At 38.8% G+C, this 6,049-nt stretch carries 3 protein-coding genes; all 3 read right to left on the bottom strand.

The genetic code is table 11. The annotated features are described in order from the left end of the window. On the bottom strand, window positions 1–543 hold a 543-nt coding region (locus Q0L68_RS14865; protein ID WP_296704761.1), incomplete at its 3' end, for a RagB/SusD family nutrient uptake outer membrane protein. 18 nt (window positions 544–561) lie between these two features. Further along, window positions 562–3,684 (bottom strand): TonB-dependent receptor, encoded by a 3,123-nt coding sequence (locus Q0L68_RS14860; protein WP_296704758.1) that lies wholly within the window; start codon window positions 3,682–3,684, stop codon window positions 562–564. A 342-nt stretch (window positions 3,685–4,026) separates the two neighbouring features. Further along, window positions 4,027–5,700: a hypothetical protein gene (locus Q0L68_RS14855; protein ID WP_296704755.1), complete on the bottom strand. Its 1,674-nt coding sequence runs from the start codon at window positions 5,698–5,700 to the stop codon at window positions 4,027–4,029. Between the last annotated feature and the right edge of the window lie 349 nt (window positions 5,701–6,049).

The following is a 6,049-nucleotide window of genomic DNA, read 5'->3' as shown; positions in this document are numbered from 1 at the left end:
TTTTGGGCTTGAAGGCTTATTGAAATCTTCATCAGTCACGGGCACTTCTGTGCGGATAACTGCTTTTCCGTAAGTATTGGCTAATTGGAAATAGAAGAATGCTCTAAGAAATCTGGCTTCAGCCTCAATAGTCTCTTTTTCATTTTCAGCAAAAAGGCTAGGATCAGCCTCCTGAATTTGATTGATCACTTGATTGGCTCGGAAGACTCCGATGTAAAGCTCATTCCACTTATCAGTTACTTGATCACTGGCGTCGTTATAGGTGAGGTTTCTGTAGGCAGTTGGTCTATACCAGGATTCCGTGCCACCTATGTCTCCTAGGATCATCTCATTAATCAAACCTGCTCCGCTGATTGATTGGAACTGCAATGCTCCATAGACAGTAGCAAGGCCAGATTGGAATTGCTTGGATGTTTCCCAAAATGTATCGGTAGTTATGGCATTTGGATTCGTTTCTTCCAGAAAATCTACACCACATCCGAATAAGAGCATCGAAGACAAGGCTATCGATGCAAAGGATCGTTTATTTATTTTGAGTTTCATTGTAATGCTTTTTTAAGATTAGAATTGGATCTGTACACCGAAAATGAATCTTCTGGATACCGGGTAATTTCCCTGATCCACACCTCTAGTGCTAATACCGTTTCCTCCTACTTCGGGATCATAGCCAGTGTATTCGGTGAAGGTGAATGGATTCATAGCGGTACCGTAAATTCTCGCTTTATTCACCCCGATTTTACCTGTAGCAGAAAGCGGGATCGTGTATCCTAGGGTAATATTTCTGATTCTGAAGTAAGTGCCATCCTCCAAGAAGAAATCAGATCTCGCTCTCACGTTGTTGTGGTAACCATCTCCTCGGTCTGTAGGGATGTCGGTATCTGCGTTTTGCGGTGTCCACATGTAGTATTGATCTAGGTGACGGCCTTGGGTATATGCATAATATTTAGCGCCGTTGTACAGCTTTGCTCCGTAGGAGAAATAGTTTTGTACATATAAGTCAAAGCCTTTGTAGTCAAAATTTGTACTTAAGCCAATGTTGAATTTGGCTTGACCAGATCCTGAATACACTCGGTCGTTTTCATCAATTCGGTTGTTTCCGGCATCTGGAATTCCATCTCCATTGGTGTCTTCAGTCAACTGATCTTTGTACATCATATCTCCGATCTGAGCGCTTGGATCAATTTTCTTATAATCCGCTAGTTGCTCTTGGGTTTTAACTATCCCATCATGCTGTACCAAAAAGAATGCTCCTGCTTCATAGCCTACGGCAAAGAAAGTCGTTAAATCCACATTTGATCCAAGGGAAGAAGAAGGCTGTCCATTACCATATCCTCTTTCTATTCCTTCCAAATCAGTGATTTCATTTACATTTTTAGTAAATGTAGAAGCAACATTCCATTTGAAACCAGAGGCATATTCTGTTCTATAGGAAAGTGAAAGTTCAATCCCTTTGTTAGTCATGTTTCCAGCATTCACGATGATCGGGCTGTAGGTCCCAGTTGCTCCTGGGTGAAAAGCTCCTCCGGAAGGAGGAGTTGCTCTTGGCAACAGCATGTCCTGCTTGTCGTTTTTGTATAGGTCTGCAGTGAAGTTTAACCTGTTGGAGAACATGGCAAGGTCAATACCAATATTGGAAGAAATACTAGACTCCCACTTTACATTAGGATTAGAATACCTTCTTTGAATAGCACCATTGTAAAGTTCTTCATCCATCCCGAAAATGTAATTCACACCACTTTCAATCTGGCTGGCATAGGTATATGGAGGAATGCTTTGATTTCCTACTTGTGCATAACTTCCACGGATTTTGAAGTTGTCAATGAAGTCATTGTTCCCATTTCTGAAAAAACCTTCTTCTGAGATATTCCAACCTGCGGAAACTCCAAAGAAGTCTCCATAAACATTGCTTTGACCAAAGTTAGAGGAGCCATCTCTTCTAAAACTTCCAGAGATCAAGTAGCGCTCGTCGTAATTGTATTGCACTCGACCCATCAAACCACTCAACGTATTGGTATAGTCGAAACTGGTAGGTTTAGTCGCTTGCTGTCCCGCTCCTAGCACAGGGGTTTTGTTGCTCAAAAGACCAATAATTCCTGTTCCTATTTGCTTGGAAGTGAATTTCTCCCATGATGCAACACCAGTTACATTCAGCTTATGCTTGCCAAATTCTTTAGAATAGGAAAGAATGTTTTCTATGGTATTTCTCTGTGAGAATGTAAATTCTTCATTTAGAAGCGCATCTTGTCTAGAAGCTGTAGGATTGAAAGAACCATCTCTATTAGTAACCAAATATTGAGGTCTGAAGAAATTTCTCCTATAGTTATAAGAGTTGCTTCCTAAGTTGATTTTATAGCTAAGGCCTTTTAATATTTCATATTCTAAATTCAGAGCGATGTTGCTAGTGTTGACTTTTCGCTCATCTACATTGTCAAGTTCTCTAGACAGGTAGCTATATAGAATCGCATTGTCTACAGGGATTTGAACATTGTTTTCTCCTACTGTCTGCAATGAATTAAGTGGAGTTAGCCAGGGTCTCTGAGCGATTGAATACTCATAAAGTGACCAAGGTTCCTGAGTTCTGTTTTCTTCTGTGTAACCAATACTTGTGAAAGCTTTGAATTTCCCTCTATTAAACTGGGCGGTAAGTCTATTACTAAGCCTGTCAAAACCAGAGTTGATCAATACACCATCCTGATTGAAATAGTTGGTGTTAAAGTTTACCGAAAGATGCTCGGTACCTCCGGATACGCCAATTCCATAATTCTGAATCAGTGCATTGTTATTTTGAACATCGCTTACGAAATCCGTGTCATAGTCCAATGCATCTGGATTGAAAAAGAAGATCAGTGGATCACGTCCTAATGCGTCCAATTTCACCTCTTCAGCATACATCTGCTGCTGAGAATTCATCAATGGTGTACCTGAGGTGATATTTTGAACCCCAGCGTATGCATTCAAATCCACTACGATATTTCCTTTTTTACCTCTTTTGGTAGTTATCAAGATAACTCCATTGGATGCTCTGGTACCATATACAGAAGCTGCAGCTCCATCTTTTAGGATATCCAGCGATTCAATTTGATCTGGAGAAATATTAGGATTGTTTTGATATGGAACTCCATCCACCACATACAGAGGTTCCAAAGCGCCCATCAGTGAGCCTACTCCTCTGATTTGGATATTTGCTGCTTGACCTGGACGGCCACTTGATGCTTGCACATCGACACCTGCCACTTGTCCCTGAATTGCCTCACCCACGTCAGATACTGGTGCTTTGGAAATTGCATCTGCCTTGACTTGAGCTACCGCACCAGTAATTTCTTTTTTGGTTTGAGTTCCGTAACCGACTACGACCACTTCATCCAAACTCTGGGTATCTGGAGTCATTTGGACATTGATTTCAGATGCATTTCCTACTGTTCTTTCCTCTGAGTTAAATCCAATAAAAGTATATACTATTACATCACCTACTTGTGCGGAGATAGAATAGTTGCCATCAATATCAGATATTGTGCCTTTAGTGGTACCCTTAAGAATAATAGATGTACCAGGCAGTGCCATTCCAAGATCATCCGTGATCTTTCCTCTTACTTGCTGCTGTGCAGATACAAATGGTATCCATAAGCACAACAAAACCAGCGTTAATGGGAGGGTTTTCCTCCAGTAGTAAAATTGTTGTTTCATACGGTATTTTGAGTTTAGATTAATATTGCTTTGGTAGAAAAATCAAGGATGTCTTTTATGTTGCTAATGGCATTTCTGATCTTAAAACCTCGGTCAATGTAGAGATCCTAAACAATACAAGCCATTTTTCAAACTCGATTAAAACTGAACAAATCGATTAAAATATCGATTGCGAAGCCTTTTTTAGCGGTCAATGACTTGACAGGATATTTTTTCACCTCCATTCCAGCTCAAATGCTTGGATTTTTAATAGACAAAAAAACACTGACCCAGTTGAGCCAGTGTTTAGATTTCGAGGGGTAAAATATGTTTGTTTCTGTATCTGTTAAAAAGAGATAGCGATTAAAACTGAGCGATAAATTCGGTAAGATTTTCAGTTCTATCTATAGAGAACTTTTTTCGTAGTCTATATCGGGAAGTATGAACACTTTCTATAGATATTCCTAAAAGCGATGCCATTTCCTTGCTACTGAAATTCAGTTTGACGAGTGCACAGATTTTTAGATCAGTTTGGGAGAGTTCTGGATATTGTTTTTGCAGATTTTCGTAGAAACTTTGGTTAATAGCAGTGAACCTCGCTTCAAATTCCTTCCAGTTACTGCCCGGAGTTCCCTGAACCGATTTAATCATCCGCTTGAGACTATTCACATCCACCAATCCTTTATCGTCGGAAAGGCTGTGTTTGAGTTTATCTATAAATTCATCTTTTTCTATGAGTTGCAATGCAGTAGTTGTCAGCTCCTTGTTCTTCAATTCCAAAATTTCACTGCTCTTTTGGCGTTCCATTTGCCTTCTTTCTGCCAGTGCTGATTTCTCTAAAACGTGTTTTCTACGAATGTTGCGAACTAGCAAGTATCCGTAAACCACCAGGGAGACTAGAACTACACCTAATAGCCATAATTTTAAGGTGTTTATTCTTTCTTCGTTCTCTAGTTCAGCAATGTGCTGCTCTTTGATCAATTCTTTTTCCTTTTCTTTTTGAAGCCTGTATTGATCATTAATTGCAAATAGATGCTTGTTGTTTTTACTGTTTGGTCCAAAAATTTCAGCGTTAATCTCATTGACTTCCTTGGAATGCTGGTAAGCACGCGGAAAATCATTGGTCATTGAGTAAATTGAAGCCAGAGCTTCGTGAGACATTAGTTTATAATTGGAATGAGATTGAAACTGCTTCGAAAGTTCAAGTGCCTGGTTGTATTCCGCAGCACTTTTAGACAAATCGCCCATATTTCTAAATACATTTCCAAGCATGGTATGTATAACTATCAAGTAAGATCGATCATTCTTTTCAAAGAAATCTTTGGAAACAGCCAGCTTTTCAAAAGCACTTTCGAAGTCACCCTGCATACCATCTATATACCCATCTTCGGCTACTACATAATTCATAGGAGGGTTACCAATTTCTTTTTGAAGTTGGTAGCAGCTATCGAGGTATTTGGAAGCTGTATTGTAATCTCCGTTGACACGGTAAAAGTTAATCAATGAGAAATAATCACTTATTATATAAGAAGCGTCTATAATTTTTTGTCTATACAATTCCTTATTAACATCAAGTCCTAGATTGAAATATTTAAGTGCTTCTTCATCTCGATGATAAAAACTATATAGCCAGCCCAACTCCTGATATATTTTAGCTTTGAATTGATTGTTATTGATTTGATCTGCTAAAATTAAAGCCTCCCAATAGCCATCGTAGGAGTTTCCATAATCCAATAAGTGAGCATACATACTAGACAATTCATTCAGAGAAAGTATCAAATTTACGGTGTCCCTATTATCACGGTATAGCTCTACAGCATTTTTTAGCTGAAGAATAGAGCTGTCAGAATTGCTATACTTCAGTTCATTGGATTTAAAGGGAATTTCTTTGCTTGTAGAGTTGCCTTGTGCGAGACTGGTAAGGCTTGTCAAGAATGTCAAGAGAAAAAAAGCACAAATCAATGGGGTAATCGCAACGATTTTTGAAGACTTGCTATAACAAAGAAATGAGGATAAGTCGAAATGAAGTTGATTCATTTGTGTTATTTGGGCTTGTTTTGGGTTGTATTGACTCTTTTATACAAAATATTCTAAAGTGAAGTACGCCTCCGAATATTTATTAGGACAATTTATAGATCGTTCAGATTAATTTTTGTCTTTTTCAGACTTTTTATCGCCTTGTTCAGTTTTTGTCTAGGTGGATTCTAGGGGATTATTCTTTTCAAATCTCATATTTGTTCAAAGCGGATAGAAAAAATATTTGTTTTTCTCGGTGCTTCCCTTTGAGATGGGAGTTTCAAAAGTGGCTGGTCTTGATGTTGAGGATTCAGTCACTTTTTTGACTGGATTATTAGAAGAAATAATCACGTATTGGTTTCAGATTGTA

The organism is Algoriphagus sp. (genome assembly GCF_024642405.1).
Classification (GTDB): Bacteria; Bacteroidota; Bacteroidia; order Cytophagales; family Cyclobacteriaceae; genus Algoriphagus.
The sequence above is the reverse complement of the archived record's forward strand: the minus strand, read 5'-3'. Positions and strand labels throughout refer to the sequence as shown.

What these genes read in the sequence shown, in the direction of transcription:
- Q0L68_RS14855 (WP_296704755.1), bottom strand. Translation starts at nt 5,700, where the DNA reads ATGAATCAACTTCATTTCGACTTATCCTCATTTCTTTGTTATAGCAAG.
- Q0L68_RS14860 (WP_296704758.1), bottom strand. Translation starts at nt 3,684, where the DNA reads ATGAAACAACAATTTTACTACTGGAGGAAAACCCTCCCATTAACGCTG.